The organism is Subsaximicrobium wynnwilliamsii (assembly GCF_007997225.1).
GTDB lineage: Bacteria > Bacteroidota > Bacteroidia > Flavobacteriales > Flavobacteriaceae > Psychroserpens > Psychroserpens wynnwilliamsii.
Map to the genome: position 1 here is coordinate 1 of NZ_VORM01000020.1, position 20,822 is coordinate 20,822.

The 20,822-nt window shown below is 35.9% G+C and carries 18 protein-coding genes and 1 rRNA gene; 4 read left to right on the plus strand and 15 right to left on the minus strand.

Going from position 1 to position 20,822, the window contains the following annotated elements; translation table 11 throughout:
* Nucleotides 1-84: ribosomal RNA gene (gene rrf / locus ESY88_RS15135) — 5S ribosomal RNA — on the plus strand; the annotation flags it as partial.
* Between the two features lie 217 nt (nt 85-301).
* Complete coding sequence (locus ESY88_RS15140) at nt 302-2,749, plus strand: helix-turn-helix domain-containing protein (RefSeq protein WP_147087514.1); 2,448 nt, start codon at nt 302-304, stop codon at nt 2,747-2,749.
* A 104-nt stretch (nt 2,750-2,853) separates the two neighbouring features.
* On the opposite strand, the gene ESY88_RS15145 is transcribed toward ESY88_RS15140, so the two are convergent.
* The 12 genes from ESY88_RS15145 to ESY88_RS15200 all read right to left on the minus strand — a co-directional run bounded on the left by ESY88_RS15145 (nt 2,854) and on the right by ESY88_RS15200 (nt 14,550).
* Nucleotides 2,854-3,051, minus strand: a complete 198-nt coding sequence (locus ESY88_RS15145) for an acyl-CoA dehydrogenase family protein (protein WP_262713108.1) — start codon at nt 3,049-3,051, stop codon at nt 2,854-2,856.
* Nucleotides 3,052-3,290: 239 nt separating this feature from the next.
* Complete coding sequence (locus ESY88_RS15150; RefSeq protein ID WP_147087515.1) at nt 3,291-4,247, minus strand: hypothetical protein; 957 nt, start codon at nt 4,245-4,247, stop codon at nt 3,291-3,293.
* Between the two features lie 10 nt (nt 4,248-4,257).
* Entirely contained in the window at nt 4,258-5,067 is an 810-nt protein-coding gene (locus ESY88_RS15155) for a T9SS type A sorting domain-containing protein (protein ID WP_147087516.1), read from the minus strand.
* Nucleotide 5,068: 1 nt separating this feature from the next.
* The gene (locus ESY88_RS15160) at nt 5,069-5,482 is read right to left on the minus strand and encodes a hypothetical protein (RefSeq protein ID WP_147087517.1); all 414 of its coding nucleotides are present in this window, start codon (nt 5,480-5,482) and stop codon (nt 5,069-5,071) included.
* A 401-nt stretch (nt 5,483-5,883) separates the two neighbouring features.
* Entirely contained in the window at nt 5,884-6,435 is a 552-nt protein-coding gene (locus ESY88_RS15165; protein WP_189702616.1) for a hypothetical protein, read from the minus strand.
* Between the two features lie 366 nt (nt 6,436-6,801).
* Complete coding sequence (locus ESY88_RS15170) at nt 6,802-7,413, minus strand: hypothetical protein (protein WP_147087519.1); 612 nt, start codon at nt 7,411-7,413, stop codon at nt 6,802-6,804.
* A 99-nt stretch (nt 7,414-7,512) separates the two neighbouring features.
* Nucleotides 7,513-8,364: a hypothetical protein gene (locus ESY88_RS15175; protein ID WP_147087520.1), complete on the minus strand. Its 852-nt coding sequence runs from the start codon at nt 8,362-8,364 to the stop codon at nt 7,513-7,515.
* An 11-nt stretch (nt 8,365-8,375) separates the two neighbouring features.
* Nucleotides 8,376-9,176, minus strand: coding sequence for a DUF4412 domain-containing protein (locus ESY88_RS15180; protein WP_189702617.1), 801 nt, complete (start codon nt 9,174-9,176; stop codon nt 8,376-8,378).
* A gap of 25 nt (nt 9,177-9,201) precedes the next feature.
* Nucleotides 9,202-9,555: a DUF4870 domain-containing protein gene (locus tag ESY88_RS15185; RefSeq protein WP_147087522.1), complete on the minus strand. Its 354-nt coding sequence runs from the start codon at nt 9,553-9,555 to the stop codon at nt 9,202-9,204.
* Between the two features lie 9 nt (nt 9,556-9,564).
* Complete coding sequence (locus ESY88_RS15190) at nt 9,565-12,030, minus strand: M43 family zinc metalloprotease (RefSeq protein WP_147087523.1); 2,466 nt, start codon at nt 12,028-12,030, stop codon at nt 9,565-9,567.
* A 19-nt stretch (nt 12,031-12,049) separates the two neighbouring features.
* Nucleotides 12,050-14,005 carry a tail fiber domain-containing protein gene (locus ESY88_RS15195; RefSeq protein WP_147087524.1) on the minus strand — a complete coding sequence of 652 codons (1,956 nt, stop codon included), beginning with the start codon at nt 14,003-14,005 and terminating at the stop codon, nt 12,050-12,052.
* Nucleotides 14,006-14,016: 11 nt separating this feature from the next.
* A complete protein-coding gene (locus tag ESY88_RS15200; RefSeq protein ID WP_147087525.1) occupies nt 14,017-14,550 on the minus strand; it encodes a hypothetical protein in 534 nt (177 codons plus the stop codon).
* A 53-nt stretch (nt 14,551-14,603) separates the two neighbouring features.
* On the opposite strand from ESY88_RS15200, the gene ESY88_RS15205 reads away from it, so the two are divergent.
* Nucleotides 14,604-15,347 (plus strand): RNA polymerase sigma factor, encoded by a 744-nt coding sequence (locus ESY88_RS15205; protein WP_147087526.1) that lies wholly within the window; start codon nt 14,604-14,606, stop codon nt 15,345-15,347.
* Nucleotides 15,337-16,053: a hypothetical protein gene (locus ESY88_RS15210; RefSeq protein WP_147087527.1), complete on the plus strand. Its 717-nt coding sequence runs from the start codon at nt 15,337-15,339 to the stop codon at nt 16,051-16,053. The genes ESY88_RS15205 and ESY88_RS15210 overlap by 11 nt, the downstream gene beginning before the upstream one ends.
* Here ESY88_RS15210 and ESY88_RS15215 read toward each other — a convergent pair.
* The 3 genes from ESY88_RS15215 to ESY88_RS15225 form a co-directional block, all read right to left on the minus strand.
* Nucleotides 16,037-18,601, minus strand: coding sequence for a CHAT domain-containing protein (locus ESY88_RS15215; protein ID WP_147087528.1), 2,565 nt, complete (start codon nt 18,599-18,601; stop codon nt 16,037-16,039). The two genes, ESY88_RS15210 and ESY88_RS15215, sit on opposite strands and share 17 nt — an antisense overlap.
* 270 nt (nt 18,602-18,871) lie before the next feature.
* The gene (locus ESY88_RS15220) at nt 18,872-19,051 is read right to left on the minus strand and encodes a hypothetical protein (protein ID WP_147087529.1); all 180 of its coding nucleotides are present in this window, start codon (nt 19,049-19,051) and stop codon (nt 18,872-18,874) included.
* 582 nt (nt 19,052-19,633) lie between these two features.
* A complete protein-coding gene (locus tag ESY88_RS15225) occupies nt 19,634-20,776 on the minus strand; it encodes an acyl-CoA dehydrogenase (RefSeq protein ID WP_147087530.1) in 1,143 nt (380 codons plus the stop codon).
* Nucleotides 20,777-20,822: the final 46 nt, after the last annotated feature.

The following is a 20,822-nucleotide window of genomic DNA, read 5'->3' on the forward strand; positions in this document are numbered from 1 at the left end:
ACCTCTTACCATTCCGAACAGAGAAGTTAAGCCCGTTTGCGCCGATGGTACTGCATCTCGTGGGAGAGTAGGTCGCCGCCTTCCTTGAAGTCCCCAACACATACGTGTTGGGGACTTTTTTTGTTTGTGGCTGTTTGTTTATGCCAAGGCTCCTCTAGATCATCTTAAAACGCCTGTTTATTTAACTTTATATTTATTGGTGCTGACCTCAATGAGCCATGCTTCGCGCTATTGTGCTTCATAAACCTGAAATAGTCATTAAGTTTTATTAATTTCAACCGCATTAATTTCGTAATTGGATATGGAAGAAAATGAGCAAATAAATTTAGCTTGGGACTTTGTCAACAATACTAACCGCAGCATATTCTTAACGGGCAAGGCTGGTACGGGTAAGACTACCTTTTTGCATGATCTTAAGAAAAATTCATTAAAGCAATTGGTTGTTGTTGCGCCTACTGGTGTTGCAGCTATCAATGCCAAGGGTGTGACGATACATTCCTTTTTTCAAGTGCCATTTGGTCCAATCTTGCCTGATGCAAACTTGAATACATCTTCTGGGTTTCAGAGAAAATTCAGTAAGACAAAAATCAATATCATTAAATCCATGGACTTATTGATCATTGATGAAATAAGTATGGTACGTGCCGATTTGTTAGATGGCATTGACCAAACACTGAGACGTTTTAGAAATCGCAATAAAGTGTTTGGAGGTGTTCAAGTGCTCATGATTGGAGACTTACAGCAATTGTCGCCTGTGATAAAAGAGAATGAATGGCAACTTCTCAGAAACTATTACAAAACGGGTTTCTTTTTTAGCAGTAATGCCTTTCAGCAATGTCATGCTATAACGATAGAACTTAAACACATCTACAGGCAGGAAAATCCTAAGTTTATTGAAATCCTAAATGAAATTAGAACAAATACACTTTCTGAAGCTGGAGCAAATGAGCTGAATAAGAGATATATCAAAGACTTTAAACCAGACCCCAAGGCGGGCTATATTTTTTTAACCACACATAACCACAGAGCAGAGCAAACCAATAATGTTGAATTGAATGCTTTGACATCAAAGCAAAAGTCTTATAAAGCGAAAATAGAAGGTAAGTTCTCTGAGCACGCCTTTCCAAATAAGGAAGAACTTATATTAAAGGTAGGGGCTCAAGTGATGTTTGTCAAAAATGATAGCTCTCAGGATAAACGCTATTTCAACGGGAAGATTGGTAAGGTTATTTATTTGGATAAAGACGAAGTCACTGTGAAGTGTCCTGATGATGATGAGGCTATCATCACGACGACTGAGCTGTGGGAAAACATAAATTATTCCGTAGATAAAGAAACGAAGGCCATTACAGAGGAACGATTAGGGTCATTCTCCCAAATGCCACTGCGTTTGGCTTGGGCAATTACCATTCACAAAAGCCAGGGACTGACGTTTGAAAAGGCTATCATTGACGCTCAAGGTGCTTTTGCACATGGTCAAACTTACGTGGCTTTGAGTCGTTGTAAATCTTTGGAAGGCTTGGTGCTTAAAAGTAAAATCGATTCCAGCCAAGTGATTAATGATCTACAGGTCACTAGTTTTAGTAAACAGGCGGAAGAGAATCAACCCGATGCCAAGCTTCTTGAGGAAGCCAGGACGCAATTTCAGCTCGATTGCATCCATGAAATATTCGACTTTTTTGATTTTCTCTTCCCTATCAATCGTTTGCTGGACATTTACTATAAAAACAGGAATAGTATTGAGGGTGCTATCGACACGCCATTAATCGCCATGAAATCGCATCTCGCGAATTTTTTAAAAGTCAGTAACGGTTTTGGGGCACAACTCAAAGTATTATCTTCAAATGAGCCGCTTCCTGAATTGAGTCCCAAAATTCAAGAGCGTTTTGAAAAAGCCAAGGCTTATTTTAAAACTGAGTTAGAGCAACAGCTTGCAATACCACTAGAAAATTTTAGTTATTCAACAGATAATAAATCCTTAGAGAAAGACTTTATTCAGAATCTAGAACTACTTGAACAGTTATTAGCCACAAAGCGATCTTATTTGAATGGTTTTACCAATGGCTTTGCTGCGCAGAAGTTTCTGGAATTAAGGGCGAAGGCTGTTTTTTTAGCCAAAGCACCAGTTAAAAAGAAACGCAGCGCTGCAGTTGATGGTACGGTCAATTTGGATTTGTTTGAGCTATTAAGAACGCTTAGAAATGACATCGCTACTGAAAACGACCTGATTCATTATCAGATTTTTAGTCAAAAAGCTTTGTATGAAATATGCGAAGTACTGCCATTGACGAAGCAACAGCTTTTGAATATCAATGGTTTCGGTAAGGTTCGTGTAGATAAATATGGGGATGAGATTCTGGAGGTAATTCATGCTTATTGTGACGAGAATGACATTCAGGTGGATGATTCTGAAATGAAGGAACCGAAGAAAACAGCTAAACCGGTCAAAAAAGGGGCTACACATGAAACTTCTTTAAAATTGTATCAAGATGGGAAATCGATTTTTGAAATCGCGAAAGAACGCGCACTTGCCCAAACCACGGTTTTTGGCCACTTAGTCAAATTTGTTAGTAGTGGCGAAGTTCAACTTCATGATTTGATTACCAAAGAACATTATAAAGAACTCATTGCCATTTTACCGAAATTGACTTTTGAAAGCCTTACTGATTTAAAGCAACAAGTTGACGAAAAGTACAGTTTTAACGACTTAAGAGTGGTGCTCATGGCACTGGATTCAAAGAAGAGCTAAACGGAATTTATCATTTTCGTTATATCTCGCTCATGGGCATGGTCTCTTGAAAATTTTTCAGCAAAAAAAAGTTACTGAAACAAATCAATAGCTCTTCTTTTATACTAAAAATAAGGTCTTTGATTCTTAAGCAAACTCCTAGAAATCACAATCTGCTGTATTTCAGAAGTGCCTTCATAAATCTGTGTGATTTTTGCATCACACATCAAACGCTCAACCTGGTAGTCTTTTACAAACCCGTTACCGCCATGACTTTGGATTGTTACAACCGGTTGTGAAATCATTCCCATGCATACTTTCAAAACCTTTCTTAAACCATCAACTTGATGATAAGTATAGTTATAATGATCTTAGGTTCGTGGTTTATGCTATTCAAAAACAGGAACACCAGTTTAATTTTAAAGTTCCTGTTTTTTTATTATTTCGCAATCAATCTTTTGGTCACGCCTCCATGTTGTGAAAATAGGTTCAATAGATAAATCCCGTAAGATAGGTTGCTGATATTTAAAGTGTTGTTATTAGATAATTCTAAATTGCCTTCTTAATCCAATACTTCAAATACCTTAAATAAATTTTTGCTCTTTGTGTTTGGTACTTCAGAAATGAGCGCATAGTTCCCAGGTTTTAAATCGGCCATAAAGTAACCTGTACTTCCTGCAGCCATGTCGTTAACACCTCCTAAAAAAGTGACACCATTGGGAACTGGAGTGATCAATCCTTTTGGGTCTGACCAATCCATCCAGGCTTCCAACGCGTCTTCGCTGGCATTTTTGTCAAGTTTTACAAGATTTACATCGTGCCAAATAAAATTCTCATGTGGCTTTTGGTCTTTTACAAACACAGAAAATAGTTGTTCTCCTTTCGTAATTGATGTATCATAAGTGATTCCTTCTTCTCCGGAAAGGGTGATGTTTATAGTCGCTTCTGGAGGGGAATTACCGTTGTCTTCTTCAGTAACAATCAAAGGTTTTGCCATTCCCATTGCGGAATGAAATTTACCGTTTGGCATTTTGACATAGCATTCCATCATGTAGTATCCAGGGGCTAATTTGACAGTGGTGATTGCTGTGTGTTTGGGAGCAATCAATCCGGAACCACCAGAGAACACAATTTCAGAATACCATTTAGGCAGCTTACTGAATGCTGCAAACCCTGCTTCTGCTTTGCCTTCATTGATCAAATCCATGCCTTCCTCAAAAACTGGAACGACATCTGTTAGCGCATTTTCCACCGTTTTTCCTTCTGGATATTTATCCAATAAAAAGAAATGGGTTTCGTTGGAGAGGTTTTGATACTTGAAGGTATTCCAACCGGATGGGATGGTATCAACAGATTGGAATTCCATACCTCGCGTTATGATGGATATTGTGTCATTTTTTGAGTTTTCGGTTGACTGATCTTCGGTGGTTGTATCCTTCTTTTTTTCTGTTTTACAGCCTATTATGCTTAGCATTATCATAAGAATAGCAAGGGTTCTGAAACATAGTAGTTTTTTCATTAATTTATTTCTATTGGTTAATTAGTATCCTTTTTGTAAACTGTCCTTGGTCAGTAATTAGCTTCAACACATAAACACCTGATTGAAAACGACTCACATCGATTTGACTTCTGTAATTGGAGTTAAATATTTGTTTTCCTAACATGTCATACAACTTTACTTCTTCAACTTGCTGTTTGGTTGAGATATAAAGTGTTTCAGAAACTGGATTTGGATGAACACTTATGTCATCATTGTTTTCATTAGTTGCGAGTCCTAAAGTTTCAGCGCCGAATTTAACTACCCAAAAATCTGAATCACCATAGAGCACTACTACTCCTGAATCATTTGAATTAATCCAACCTGTCATTACATAGCCACCATCTGATGTTTGTGCTATTGATCTAAAATTATCGCTCTTTGAGCCACCTAATGACATTTCCCATTGAAGATTACCATCATTATCTAATTTCACTGTCCAGCCATCGTAACTACCTTGATTTTCGGAAATATCGCCATCACTTGAATTAGAATATCCAGTTAAAATAAAGCCTCCATCTGTAGTTTGCGAAATAGAGATAGCCCTGTCATTATCTGTCCCTCCTAATGATTTTTCCCAAACCAAATCACCAGCAGCATCAATTTTAACTACCCAATAATCATAACCTCCATGGTTTCCTGTTACATCTCCATCAGTTGATGCTGAGTATCCTGCAACAATATAACCGCCATCAGTCGTTAGTTCGACATCCCATGGAACATCAACTAGAGACCCGCCAAGTCTGGTATCCCACTCCACAATACCTTGACCATTTAATTTTACTATCCAGTAATCTGCCATATTAAATTCTTGCTCCAAAGGAACAATACTCCCAACCGTACTGATAATTATTTTGCCATTCCAAATCTCCGTTCGTATCCAGCTTTAACACGGTGTAATCCGAATGTATTATACCTATATAAGTATATCCAGTCACTATATGCCCTCCATCCAATGTTTGTTGTACTTCCCAGGCTTTTTGAATTTCACCATCTCCAAAGCTTTTTTGCCATTGTAAGTTACCAGAAGTATCAAGTTTCAGCACCCAAATATCTTCATAACCAAAATTTTCGGTGACATCACCACCCAAGGAAGCCGTGAGTCCTGCTACAATATAACCACCATCTGATGTTTGCTTAATAGAATATGCCACTTCATAACTAATACCACCAAAGGCACTTTTCCATTCTACAGCTCCTAAAGCATCGATTTTCAACACCCAAAAATCTTGATTCCCATTATATTCTGAAACATCATAATTATTAGAATATGTATATCCTGCAATAACATAAGCACCATCTACAGTTTGTGCAATAGAATATGGTTGATTGTTTTGAGAACCTCCATAATGCTTTTGTCAACTTACTTCTGGTTGGGCAACAGTTAAACTAATTGCGAATAATGCTATTATTGAGAGTAATTGTGTTTTCATGATTTCTTTATTTTAAATCCCTCCAGAGGGTTTTATTCCTCGAGGCTTGCCTTGAAATACGAAGAACATCTTTCAATGCATACCTTGTGGGCTTGCCCCGAGGTAATTGATTTTGTGTTTTAGTTTTCTCTTCTTTGAAAGTTTTTGAGTGATTAAACAACCACATACATGTTTGTTCTAATAGCTTACTGTGGCACATAATACTCAAACTCACCATCTACAATATGCGGTTCTTCAACCTCATCCCCATTCACGATGTGTTTGTATACTGCAATGCCCTCAAAATTTCCTTTTATATGGGTGATAAATATATCGTTACGTTCAATTTCCTGTACTTCTACTGAAATCGAATTTGCCTGAAGCTCCACTTGTTCATCAAAAAAAACAAAACTCATATCAAAATGGGGATGGTCGTCCAAAATCTCTACCAAGCCTGTTCTTGCAGGAATACTCATTGTAACACCTAACATTCCGCTATTAAGAAACACGATCAATGCCTTTTTTAAGGTCGGCGAATCGCTTTCAGGAAACACATTGGCTACTGCGGTTATGTTAGGGTTGCTTATACCTTCAACTGTAATATTGAAGGTGTCATTTACTTGATTTCCTGCAACGCTATAATTGATGTAGGTACTTTGCTGTTGTGCAATATCTTCTGGTTTGTCGTCATTGCTACAGGATATAGTAATTAATGAAGCAGCTATTATAAAACTCACTAGGTTTATTGTGTTTTTCATCATGTATGTTTTTTGTATTAATATATTTTGAATGCTTGTTAAAACCTTATAACTGATCTACCAATAAATTCTTTTATTAGGCACTTTAACCTTCATTATCAGTTTTGATCAAATCTTTTAAATCACTTTATATATTTCATTTTTATAGTGAATTTTAAATGTGCTTTTTAAAATTGAAGCTATTTGTTATCTATAGCTATAGACTCCATAAAATGTTACTTTGTTTTTATCTTTATCAAACCCATAATCTTCTTTTTCAAATTTGAATTGCGTGTTGGATATTTCTACATTTTTATAGATTAAAGCACCAGCATTTAGTAAATTCAGTTTTATCTCGAGTTCATTTTCGGTAAATGTTTATTTGGTCTATAAACTGCTTAATTCCTCCAAATTCAGTTCCTCTACCATTTGCTCCAATTGTTCATGTTCAATTTCATGGGTTTTAATATCTACAGCAAATCTTTCGCCGTAGAACATCATAAGGCTATATATGTCGGCGGTTTTATTATAACCTTCTTTTACTTTTATACCAGCAATTTCACTGGATTTTGTATAGCTGTTTTCATTTTCCATATTGAGTTCCATATTTACTGCCATACGGTACGTACTAACATTGCCCGGCCCTCTTTCACCTGCACCATCTATAATCATCACTTGTATTCTTCTATTTCCCTTACCATAGGTTGCTGAACAGATTCCATTGCCCTGGCCAATATCCAACCTTGTAGACGTGAGTGACAAATCCAGTAAGTTTTCAGGTAACCAAGTTCTATATTGATCTTTGGTCAATGGTATTTTCTTTCGTAATTCTTCTTCGCTTTCTTGAATGCTAGTGGCATCGTTTATTACTTTTTTTGCATCATTTACAGCTTCAACAGTGTTCTTCAATTCATTAGTTCCTTTATTGGAGTTGTCTCCGCAGGAAGCAATGATTGCTCCTATACAAAGGATTCCTACAACATATTTTAGATTTTTCATATTTTTCGACTTAATGGTTACTATTATTTAAAATCTTTTAGAGCCGAGAGTCGTGTCATTTTTTCAGTATTCTTAAAATTTAATTATTAAATATTGTAGCTATTTATTACATTTTATTTGGTCGTTCATAGATGCAATTTCTATAAGTTTTTTGAGTTGAAATTGAGGAGTGAATATTTCTCCTACAAAGCTTACATAATTTCGTATACCAAATAATCCATACTGCATTATCATATCATAATTTAAAATATCTAATTGTATGTTTGCAAAAAAAAATTTCATATATAAACTAAAATGCGGATCTAATTCAGCCAAATTATTATCAGAAAATTCTTTATGGAATTGATCATCTTTAGATTGAAATATTACTTTCTCTTCAGGTGTTAAGTCAGCATATTTATCTACGCCCAATTCAGCTAAGAACTTTTTTTGCATCTGATAATACGAATAAAAATAATTACTGATTGGATGTTCTAAATTTGGTTTCTGTAAATCAATTCCAAAAAAATATTCAGATATATCTTTTTCATAATATTGTCTATCTTCATAATAAAATTCCTGGGGGCAATAACTTATAGAAGTGCCAGCCAATAAAATCATAGACTCCATACCCAGCCAATCCTTTTTCTCACATGGATCGGTTGCTTCTTTTGCTCTTTTGTCACAATAAGCCAGTAAAGTAACATACTCTCCCATAAGGTTTAGGCACTTACCTGTTAATGATTCGTGAGCAAATTTCTCAAAGCCATTAAAAAAATTATTGATTAATTCTTCGGCCTCCTTATCTCCCAATGCTTTTGCCTTTGCTTTTGCTTCATTTTTAGCTGCTTCTTCATTTGCAGCACCTTCAGCTTCTTCTGTAGCCTCTCCAATGAGATCAAAAACACTTATTTGTGCATACGATGCAGCAGTGCTAAAAAGAAGTACGATTATTATTAGTAGTGTTTTCATAGGTTTTGTTTTTACATCCCGGTTTTATAATCTTTAAGTGCTATAGCGAAGCTTTTTTCTTCAATACCAGTGCACACCATACGCATATTGTCTCTTTTTCGTTTGTTTGCGGTGTATTCCATTTCGAGCATCATAGATTTTGGTCCGAAAGGTATCATGTCTCCACTCAAATTTTTGGGCATTTTGTCTGCGCTGGCGAACATGCCCACGAAGCTTACGGGAGCCTCGTTGGTAAACCAAATTTTGCTTACGCCATCTTTTTGGATAATCTGGTATCCTTTACACGTGTAGCCCAATATTTTTTTATCAGGCAATGGTGTAATAGTGCCATTCTCTATTTTCGTTTTTGTTGCATCTGATTCTTTCTTCAGTAATGCTTGCATTTTTTTATCAGAAATTGGGATGCGCATTTTCATAGCCATTTTGTTGCCATCGTTATCCATAAAAGTGACCATGGCTTGGTTCTCCATATCATAAACAATAATGCTGTTGGTTTTATCTTCTGGCAAAGCGTTACCAAAATAAGTAGCATCAGGCTCAACAAAGTATTGCATTGTTGTTTCATCTTTTTTAGATGTTATTTGCATATCAACGACATAACTAAACTGATAGGTTTCAGGTAAACCTTCTAAGCTACCGCCAAAAATGCTCATTGCTTTTTTGTTCATTTCAGCTTTTTCTTCATCGGTTTTTTCAGTTGTTTTCTTTTCTTTTTTGCCAACTACCTTCATTATTTCTTTAAAAATTTGAGCGTCTGCAGTTCCACCTATTAAAAGACAGATAATTACTGTAATGATGTGTTTTGTTTTCATTTTTTTTGATTTTAATTGTTCTACATTATATGTTTTTAAACCATTCTTCATAGTGTTTGCCAAGTATTGGCACTGGTTGTTGTTTTTCGTTAATGGCGTTGATGAGTCCCATAATCCACATATAGAGCAACACCAATATGCCGATGAGATTGATAATCCAACCCAAAATGGGAATAAGGCCAACAATGCTTAATGCTATGGCCGTGAGCGCGATTCCTAATGACTGGATGATGTGGTATTTGGCAAAGGCATTCTTTTTTTCATTGTTCATTACATAGGCGATGATGAGACCTATGATTGTGAGATAGGCAATTATGGCTATTGTTTTGCCTTCTGATGTTGTTGTGTTTGTGTTTGTGTTTGTTTCTGTTTTTTCCATGTTTTATGTTTATTTACTTAATTTATAGACGATAGCATTTCCAGAAGTACTATTGGAAATCATCAAATAACTACTTTTACCATTGTTGTTGGATATATTGTAAGGTGTCAGCACATCATAACCAGGCAGATTGGACATGACATTATTACTATCATACCAGTTTTCTCCAATGGTATTATCAGCTTTCCATTGATGAAGTTGAATCTGTCCGCTTGATTCATTCAGAAAAACCATATTGTGAAAGGAATCTGTAGTTACATAGAAATCGTCGTAAATTGAAGAAAAATCCATCGTACTAAAACCAGAACTTATGGTCTGTATTGTTGTGTGTTCTTTCAAGCTGCCATCAACTGCCAGGTCCAATATCATATACTTTCCGTTACTCGAGCTGTACCTAATTATTTTTGAACCTTTTATACTATTCTTGTCAAATCCCTTAGTTAATTGTTTCTCATAAAGTCTATTGCCAATTGTACCATCAGAATTAAGGAAATAGGTCTGTATTTTAGAGTTTTCTTTATCAATTAGTATCAGGTAGTTTTTACTGATCGATGCATAAAGCGGTGTCCATTTGCCGGGATCTAATCGTCCGCTTGTGACTTGACCTGCACTTCCATTAGGTTTGATCTGCCTTATTTGATATTCCCCGTTATGATGCTTCATATAAAATAGATAATTACCTCTACTCGTTATAATTATTTTGGCTGTTGACCAATCATTGCCATAACTACCAATGCCCGTTTTAGCTCCTTTAGTACCGTCATCATTTACTTTGTGAATGGCCAATTCTCCTGTAGAAGTTTTAAAGAAATACATAAAAGGTTTATCATCTATTTCAAAATATTCAATATGGTTCCATCCTGACGTCCAATTATAGCTAATAATCTCTTCTCCTAATTGACCATCAACTTGAAATGTATATCCACGATCCTGCTCCATGCCAAAATAGGCATTGTACATGCGCTTGATTTGTTTATCTGAAAACCTGTCCATACATTCAGGTTTTGAATAAGACATAAAATTAGTAGGGTCTGGGTTGTAAAAAAAGCCAAAAGAATCTCTTTCATTTGCGGTATAGTTGCAATTATCGTCCACTTTTCCGCTCAAATTTGTATCTGCTGGTGTGTCACAACAAAAATCTCCAGCATAAAAGCAATTAACGCCATTTGGCATTTCTCTACCTTTACTGGTTTCGTGGGTATGTAGCAAATTGAACCAATGCCCAATCTCATGAATCAGTACTTCTGCCTGTCCATTGGCAGTGTGGCTATTGTTCATAATTATGTGTTGGTCTCGATTGCTTTTTGCTGGAAAGTTTGACCATGATGGAGTGCTACCTGCATTTGTCCCTTGAGTGCTTGGAACAAAATAAATATTGAGCTTCTTTTTGATGTTTCTATCTGGAACATCTAAAATAAGTACCTCGTCATTTATACCATCGTCATTCGAGTCCTCATTTTTATAGACAGTTTTAAAAAGATCATCATCATTGATGAATATCACCTTATCCAGATAAAGCTTTACGCCGTACTTATCATATAGTCTGTTAGCGTTGGTTATTACTAAATTTAAATTATCGATTGTCATACCATCTTGGCGACTGCTATTTCTGACAATATGGGCTACAATAGGAATTGTACTGTAAGTATCGGTTGGCGAAGTCGAAAACCTGAATCTTGTTGGCATAATGAATTCATTGTTACGGAATTCCAAAGTGCTCAAACCCCTTAACTCATCGATACTGAATTTTTCCAAAAACTTCAAGCGTTTGTTAAATAGCGACGTAGAATCTGCCAAAACTGCCAATTGTTGTTCTGTTGGCACGGCACTACATCCTCCATCTAAATTTTTTTCGGTCTCCCCAATCAAGCTAAAATTTGTTATACCGCTTGGGCCATCAACATTTGTGGCACCAATAGACACCATAGTTGGTTTGTAAAAAAGATCTGGTTGATGATGTACTAACTGGTCATCAATAAAGATTTTCAAAGTGTTTTGTGCATAGTCCACTTTAATATGACGCCACGTTTTGGTCACTACTGCTAGTTCCTTAATTTTCTTGGTGTTTTTAAAAGATCCGGCAACATATATGCCATGTCTATAAATGAAATACGGATCGGTATGCTTGCCATTTTCACCGTGGACACCTGTTCCTTCCCAAAGATTGATAATATAAGACTGTCTGGTCGGAATTTTATTCTCATCGAAAAAAGCATCAAATTCTATGGTAAATGCATCACCTAGATAATTAGTGTCCTGTCCGTTAACTCTTGGTTTAACAAAGGTGTCACGGTCAAGTTTGATTACCTTTTTACCATCTAACTCACCAATAAGTCCAATACCTTTTTCATTTCGCCATTGGCTTGGTGCGTCGTTAACGGATTCTTTTTTAAAGTTATCCGTAAAGTTTTGCGCTTCTACTGGCATTACCAACATAAGTGTTAACCACAGTATTAAAATAAATTTCGGTTTCATTGGTTTTGATTTAGTTATTTTACTTCTGACTTATTTTATGAGTACTATATAGCGTTTCTAATTTTTCGATTCTTTCATTTAATTGGACTAATGCTTCATCTTTATGAGTTGCGCTTGACTTGAGATTTTCAATGACTGTCTGTTGCTCTTGAATGGCTTTGATAAGGATGGGGATAAGCTCTGTGTAATTGACACCAAGAGTATCATTGCCGTTGTTAGTGTTTGCAGTAATGAGCTCTTTAAGAATAGGTTGGACATCTTGTGCAATTAAACCCAAAGATTTGTTAGTAGCATCAGGATTACTTTTCCAGTGGTAAGAGACGGGACGTAATTGTAAAATTTCGTTTAAACCATAATTTAAGTTTTCAATATCCTGTTTTAAGCGCCTGTCTGAACTATGCACCACAGCACGACCAACATACACATCGCCACCATCACTTTGTAGATATAAAATGGCAGGTTGCACGTTGTTTCTGGCAATGATTTCATTGTTATCAAAAACAATGTTTTCTTTTTGTTTATCACCTATAATGAGATAGCCACCTTTACTATTATTGGCATCTAAACCATCTTGAATATGCAGTTTTACTTGTGGTGTGTGCGTACCAATACCTATGTTGCCATTTTTTAATACGGTTAGGGCGTTGCTTTTTTCTTTAGTTCCCTTATCCGGATAAGATTTACCATTACCAATTTCAAATATTGGGTCAATTTCCCTCCATTCTTTAGGATGTCCTCCGCCTATATTGTATCTTCCAATGGCGAATGAATTATTAGCATCTGCAATTACACCCCCTCCCATGGCTACGGAATTATCTCCAAATGCTCTAGTGTTATTTCCTGCAACTATAGAATTTGTTCCTGATGCCCAAGTAGAATTACCCATGGCTGTGGAAGAAAGTCCAGAGGCTGTTGTATTAGAATTCATTGTCATGGAATTTGTTCCAGATGCAATTGTGTTTTGTCCCATTGCAGTGGAAAATCTTCCTGATGCAGTTGTACTATTTCCAGAAGCAAAGGCATGCTCACCCATTGCACCTTTTTCGTTATTTTTTCGATTAGAACGAGACTCTATACTCAAATCAATAGCATTTTTTCCGATGTTACCATAATATTCTTCATTACCATTAACTAGTCTCCATCCAATGCCGTTACCTTGGTCTATGGCTTCAAGTCCTGTAGAACTGTCTCCTGCAGAACTGTCTGCTAAAAAATCCACCCAACTCAAAGTACCTTGTCCATCGGTCTGTAATATCTGGTTGGCATTGCCATCATTTGGAGGGAAAGTATAAGGTAGGTTTTGGTCTGAAGTTGAGTTATCATCAGGCTCCTCATCAGTAGTTGGACCTATACTATCTACCTGATCCGTTATTGTAACATTCGTGATGCCACTTGTTGCGCCAGATGCATTTCTGGCACTAAATGATACCATAGGTGGATCATAAAAGAGATCGGGCTGAATGTGTGTTAAACGGCTATTGATATATATTTTTAAGGTTTTTTGAGCAAATTCTATTTTAATGTGGCGCCATTTTCTCTCTAATTCAGCTAATGGTTCCAATTTTTTCCTGTTTACAAAAGAACCCGTGACGGTTATACCATGTTTATAAATTAAATAAGGATCTGTATGCTTACCATTTTCTCCATAAACACCTGTGCCTTCCCAAAGGTGGATGATGTAATATTGTCTGTTAGGAGAAGAAGCATCATAAAAAAAAGCATCAAATTCTATTGTAAATTGATCTCCTAAATAATTATTATCCTGTCCGTTTACGATGGGGCTAACTACTGTGTACCGATCTAAATTTAGTACCTTTTGTCCATCCAGTTCGCCAATACGCCCTAAGCCTTTAACATTTCGCCATTGGGTTGGTACGTCGTTAATAGATTCATTTGCAAAATTATCCTCAAAGTTTTGAGCATTCACCGAAAACAACGGCAACAAAGCCAGCAGTATAAGATGTCTAATTTTCATAATTATTATATTTAAAAGTTTACATCGACCTTTCCAGAAATAGGAAATGTTTTTCCATCTTCCATAATGCCGCTTCCTTCGCCATCGAAAGTCATTTTTAATTCATTTTCAGAAATTTTAGAGATGCTAATCGTTCCTTTCCTAAATAGGATTCGCTTGTTCATACGTTTTGTATCCCGATCTCCATTGAAGAAATTGAGGTCTACTTTTACTTGACCTGAATTCGCATCTGGTATCTTGTAGGTTGCTTCTCCTTTACTTAAGATGTCTGTGTTAAACAAATTGAAGTTGAGCTTTAATGGATTGCCGTCTTCCCAAAGTTCGAATAGGATGCTATCGTTTGAAATTGTTGCCTTTTGGGACTCAAGATTTTTTTGGTGGATTCCAAAAGCTTTACCTTGTATGGTAACAGTAACCGCATAACCATCATCGAGTTTAGGAGATGTATTATGATTGGCTGTTAGTTTGGTATTGGCATCCTTGCAATTAAAGCACAATAGCAAAACAAAACAGGATAAGAGGCTTGTGATACATTGATTTTTCATGTGTAGTTGCATTATAAATTCGTCTTTAAAAACTTTCAGAAAACTAGTGGATCGTGTCTGAAAAATTTCCGGTTTTGGATTTTGGGAATTATCACTTCGGAAAAATGCTACTGTACTTATTGGTGTGGGAATTGGGAAAAGGTCAACATCAATTGAGATATTTTTTTCATTTATTGGATATTTATTGCAATCTTTATAAAACTCATGTTGACCTTTTGCAGATTTTTCAACCAATGGATAGAGACCTCTTAGAAGATTTAAAAATAGCCCTCAGAAAAAATGACACGTCCTTGTTGGGACGTATCTATGAAAAACACAGGTTGCCATTTGTAAAATTCGCATCAAGATATGAGGTTTCTAACGACGAAGTGATCGATATTTACCAAGATGCAATTTTGGCCTTGAGAGACAATGTGGTCAATGGAACTGTCAAAAAATTGGACTGCACCATCAAGACCTATCTGTTTTCCATTGGGAAATTCATGTTGTTTAAAAGGTATAAGGATTTAAACCTATTGAATGCGCTTACGGAAGAAACGATTATGGAAGTGGCTTACGATTTTCCGTATGAAGATAGCGCTTTACAGGATGAGCTTCAGGAAAAAATAGATGAGCATTTTGAACAATTGGGCGATAAATGCCAAAAAGTGCTCAAGCTGTTTTATTATGATGGGTTTACCTTGGAAGAGATTCAAAAACAGTTGAATTATGACAATTACAATGTGGTAAAGAGCCAAAAATCGAGATGCCTAAAAACCCTAAAAGAACTGATTAGCAAACATCAAAATGATCGATAAGGAACAATTAATAGCAGATTATTTTTTAAATTCACTTTCAGAAAAAGACCAAAAGTCGTTTGACCTTTTGATGACGACAGATGCTGAATTTAAAGCAGACCTTGATTTTCAAAGACGGGTTAAAAACGCCATCCATAAAAAAGAACACGAAAAACTGAAACAGCACTTTAAGGAATGGGAAGGCAACTCTGAATCTAAACGTAGTTCATCATCAAAACGAATTTGGTACATCGCAGCATCCATTATCTTAATGCTTACTTTGGGATTTTATTTCATGCAAGCCAAAACAGCGGAATCCCTTTATGCTGATTATTATCAGCCTGCAAAAAACATTGTGCATCCCATTGTTAGAAGTAATGATGTTAATGATAGAAAAAACAAGGCGTTTATTGCCTACAAAAAAAAAGATTATTTAACAGCACATCAGTTGTTTGAAGGTTTATACAAAACAACCCTAGATTCTGAACTGCTGTTCTACGATGCCATTGCATTATTGGAAATTGATAGTACTGCAAAAGCTATTGAACAACTTAAATCACACCAAAATTTTGAAGATGCCGTATCTGCTAAAACCAATTGGTACTTGGCTTTAGCGTATTTAAAGAGCAATGATATCCCTCAAAGCAAACAACTTTTAAAAGAAATTGTCCAGGTTGAAGGTTACAATTATGACAAAGCCAAAAAAATACTCAGTGCCTTGGATTAGTTTTCCATTTTTTTCGATAAAACAGAATAACCAATAAGCAAAGACCAATTCCCCAATACCAATACAAAGAATAATCGGTATTGATCAAAGCAGTTGTGTTGCCGCTAATAATAAATCCAGCCCAATAATACGGGTGCTTTAAAGCTTCCTCTTCAACAGTTTCTAAATAGCTGATTTTAGCATTTTTTAGTGCCAGATCCTTAGTTTGACCTGCTTTGAGGTTGCTGTAGAATGCCGACATAATTTTGGCAGTAGCTGCATCGTCAACTTTCCATAAACTCATGACGATGCTTGGTATTCCTGTGTAAGTGAATGCCCGCGATGCACTTTGTATGCCTTCACCATTTTCAAAATCACCACTACCAGTTTCACAAGCACTCAAAACTGCCAATTGGGCTTTAAACGATTCATGGTAAAGATTGCTCATTAATAGGGTTTCGTTACCAAGATTGAAATTGGAAAAATCGGGATTTTCTTTGTTTATCGTTGAGTGCATGGCAAAATGCAACACATCATACTGTTTCGCTTTTTCAATTAATGCTTCAGAGGTAAGATTGTAAAATGACTTGCCGTCTAAACTATTCAGTATGTTTATTTTCTCATTTATAGCACTTGGCAGTTGATTGGCTTCATCATATTGAGCAGAGAAATATGCTAATTTGATAGCTTCAGATGTATTAAAAAATGAGTACTGATCTTTTAATAAGGATAAGGAACTGGCATAACTAAAACTTACGCTAGAATTTAAAAATTCAGTAGTACCATCTAAAGTTTCAAAAGGTAAATAGCACAAAACACCATCAGGAACAATAGTGATTTTGGTTTTTGGATTTTCTAAAATCCCTTTGGGAACTATAGGTTGGAGCGCATTCAAATTGGTTTCAATATCAGAGTTAAAAGTTTTGAGTGCGATGATGTAGTTCTCTATATGTTTTTCAAAATTTTTGGGTTGCGTTATAGATTGAAAACCTATCGTTGACTTTGAAATAATGAAACAGTATAATTTTTCTTCAGATATACTATATTTTAAAACGGTTTGATCAGTGCCCAATTCATTTTGAAACTCAGACAAATTAAATGTATTGTAATTGCTGTTATAATAGGAAGCATAGTCTTTCTTAATGTGTGCTTGTAATTTATGTAATGCCACATTAGATTCTGATAATCTAGTTTTTAAAGTGTCAAGATTTAAACGTTCGTCCTTGTTTTTGTAAAGCTCGTTTTGGTAATAATTAATCAAGGATTTCAACTCGGTTTCTTTGTTTACAATACGATCAGGAATATTCAGGTTAGGCCTCGTTTTGCTGTACATAAATTTTGACCAAGTAAATTTGGTCGCGTTGTTTTCTAAAGCTTCAAGATGGATTTTTATGTCGTTTTCATCAGTATTGACTGATAAAATCGAAAGTGTTTGTTGCTCAATGTTCTTATAACTATCGTAAAGATTGTCGTTATAACGATCGCCTAGATATAAGTTGTCAAAAACCTTGGACGCAAGTAGGACTAAATTTTTTGAGATTTTTAAAGCGAGGCCGCGCTGTGTGGTGTTGTGTTTTTTATTATAAAACTTTGAAGCCAATATAAGGCCGTTTACCGTTTCAAAAGAATAGAATGGTTTCAATTGGGCTATGCCCAAGGTTTCTAATTGCAATGGTTTATCTGTTTCAGCAACTAAAAAGCTTATACTTTTTTTAAATGCATTTTCTGCCTGATTATGGTCACCTTTCTGAGCTAGTAAATTTGCTTTAGTGTTCAATAGGAAGAACTGTAAATTATGATTAGTGTTTTTACTGGTTTTTAAAAGATGATCAATGCTCTGTTCTGCGGCAACATAATCTTTGGTTTGAAGTTGAAGTTGGAATAATTGACGCTTTATTGCTGTGGCATCCAATTGAATTTTACCATCGTAAGTTTCGATGATTTCAATGGCTTTTTTTAAATGTGCAATCCCTTCATCTGCGCTAGAATTTGGTAATCTTGCCAAATAAGAATAGTAAAGCGACAAAAAATGCGGTTCAAGCGGAGGTTTGAGATTGTTTTTTGGCAATTGATTTTTAAATAATTGTAGGTAGTTTTCAGCTTTTTTGTAATCTTCAGATTTAAAATAAAGCTCAATGTAATTATAATAGATCCGCAGCCTGAAATTTCTAGATAGGTAAGTACGCTCTGTTACTTTGAAATTATCAATAAGGTTTGGTAATAGGCCTTCTTGTTTTCTAAGATACACTTCGGCTTCGTTAAAATTCCCATAATAGATATTCCAAACCGCCAGTTGCTCATAGCAAGTAAATTTACTTACATAGTAGCCTTCAATACTGTTGTTGTCCCAAATAAATTCGGCTTCCTTTAAAATAGTGTACTCTTTTTTACGCAATCCCAGTTTTTTGTAACCCGTAGCCATCATATTGTAGTTTGTGCCAACATCTGCCAATTTTTCGGGATGGTATTTTTCATATAAAGGCATGGACTTGCTGTAATAGTTAAGGGAAGTTTCAAAATCATACAAGGTTTTAGACACATAGCCCAGATCGTCAATAATCCACAACATTATTGGATTATGGTCAGGAAACGTGTCTTTAAGAATCCTATAATTTTCTTTAGCTTCTATAAACGCGTTAGACCAGTCGCCAGCATAACCATATTGATGGTAAATTCTGTTGGCGATTTGATGTTTGAAAAATAGGACAGAGGATTCTATTTTACTCGCAATTTCTTTTGCTTTTAATGAAAATTCCAGAGCTTTTAAATAATTCTCCTTTCCGCCGATAGCTTCAAACTTACAAGACTGAGTATAATTCCATTTCGCTTTAATTAGAAGCTAAAAATCTTTAGAATGATGTTGTTCTTGTAAGGCTAAATCTCTGTAGGGAATAGCCTCTTTATATTGCCCAAGCGTCTCTAAGGAATCTGCAATTTTAGTATTCGATTCCAAGCTTTCAATTTGAGAAATACAAACTAAAGGAATGAGGATGAGTATAAAAGCAAGGTTCGTTTTCATAAAACCGAATATATTTCTCAAAAAACAACGAGAATTGACAACTTGAGATTAGGCATTTTAATTCTGAAAAACAGGCCGGCTAGAAGGATTAAGTTAAAAGAAGTGTCACATTTAAATGCAATACGAAATTTAGGCTAGTCAAAATCCAAATTTCCCGAGGTACTGCATAAGCCAATTTCGTTCAATATATTTTGAACTAGTCAATGCTAAAAATGATATTAAAGTTTGCTGTTCAAACAGTCCATAAAATCATATATAATAATGCTGAAGGTTTTTGGTCAAACGTATTCTTTATAGTATCTCAGCCTCTGTTTTTTGATGTTGAAGTGATTGTCTTCAAAAGTAGTTCAAGCATTGTTTTTAGAATATGACTATTGTAACAAATCGTATAACATATGTAACATGGTCTTACATATTAGGGAAACAGTTTGATTTATTGAGCAAGTAAAAAATTAGTTATTTCTATTGCATCTGAAAATTTGGCAGTAAAAAATGAAGTTGTTTTTGAACCTGTAAACTGTTTTATCCAAAAAAAAAAGACCCAACCTAAGTTGAGTCTTTCATTAGAATATTGAATAAAAATTACTCCTTAATCAAACTTCTGGAGATCACTATTTTTTGAATCTCAGAAGTGCCTTCATAAATCTGTGTGATTTTCGCATCACGCATCAAACGCTCAACGTGGTAGTCTTTTACAAACCCGTTACCGCCGTGAATCTGGACTGCTTCTACTGTTTGCTCCATCGCCACTTTTGAGGCATAGAGTTTCGCCATGGCGCTAGACATATCGTAATTATTGCCTTGGTCTTTATCCCATGCAGACTTCATTACCAAATGACGTGCTGCTTCGATTTCCACATACATATCGGCCAATTTGAAAGCGATGGCTTGGTGGTTGCAAATTTCCGTACCAAAGGCTTTGCGTTCTTTTGAATATTTCAAAGCCAATTCATAAGCTCCAGCAGCAATTCCTAAGGCTTGTGCAGCAATGCCAATTCGGCCCCCAGAAAGGGTTTTCATTGCAAATAAAAAGCCAGCACCATCTTCACCAATACGGTTTTCCTTAGGCACTTTCACATCGTTAAACTGTAAGGTGTGCGTGTCGCTTCCTCTAATTCCTAACTTATTTTCTTTGGGTCCAACATCAAAACCTGCCATACCTTTTTCAAGAATAAAGGCATTGATGCCGTGAGAACCTTTATGCTTGTCGGTTTGTGCAATGACCAAATACACATCTGCGCGTCCGCCACTGGTAATCCAGTTTTTGGTGCCATTTATCACGTAATGGTCACCTCTGTCTATAGCAGTGGTGCGTTGGGAAGTAGCGTCACTACCGGCTTCAGGTTCACTTAGGCAGAAAGCGCCCACAAATTCGCCAGTGGCCAACTTGGTCAAATATTTTTGTTTTTGTTCTTCGTTTCCGTAGGTTTCCAAACCGTAGCAAACCAATGAATTATTTACAGAAACAATTACTGAGGCCGATGCATCAATTTTGGAGAGCTCTTCCATAACGAGCACGTAGGAGATGGCATCCATCCCGCTACCGCCATATTTCGGGTCTACCATAATGCCCATAAAACCGAGTTCCCCCATTTTTTTTACCAAGTCTTTGGGGAACTTTTGTTTCTCATCGCGTTCTATTACGCCAGGCAATAATTCGTTTTGAGCAAATTCTCGAGCGGCATCACGCACCATTTTGTGTTCTTCTGTAAGGCTAAAATCCATATATAACTATTGATTTGATAAAATTTCTGTGCAAAGATAAGGGTTT